This window comes from Vibrio sp. 378 (genome assembly GCF_033339435.1).
On sequence record NZ_JAWOUO010000964.1, the window covers coordinates 1 to 561 of the forward strand.

Below are 561 nucleotides of genomic sequence, written 5' to 3' on the forward strand. Positions count from 1 at the left end.
GATCTATGACGCGTTTTATTCCGCGTCGTGGGCTGCCGAGCAGATAAACATGACCCACGACCACGAGTGTTCTTTTCGGATTACAACGGCAACGTCTTAACCATCGATAAGCGCAGCAACTTTCAACTGCGTGCGATGCAAAACTTTGTCACCAGTATTGAAGATTACAACAAACCAAAACAGAGACTTTATGGTCGCTATATGATTGCCGGCCCTGTGCCAATCGTTCTGGCCGACTCTGAACTGCTGATGTACGTTGGCTTTAAATGGAACGAGCCACCACCGCTGCTGCTGCGTCTCTTCGACCACCCATTCCAGTTACTGTTGGCAGTCATGTTGGTGAGCACACCATTACTGCTGTGGCTTGCCTGGGCGCTGAGCCAACCTGCACGCCGCCTTGAAGCCGCCGCACAGCGAGTGGCGAAAGGTGAGTTCGTCATCGATCCGAATCTTGAAAAAGGCACCGCAGAATTTCGTCAAGCGGGCAGCAGCTTCAACCAAATGGTCGAAGCGGTGAATCAGATGATTTCAGGTCAGCAGCGTTTACTGTCGGACATTTCT

The 561-nt window shown here is 51.5% G+C and carries 1 pseudogene; it reads left to right on the top strand.

The annotated features are described in order from the left end of the window. Positions 1 to 9: 9 nt before the first annotated feature. Positions 10 to 561 (top strand): annotated as a pseudogene (locus R7Q48_RS29835) (HAMP domain-containing protein); the annotation flags it as partial.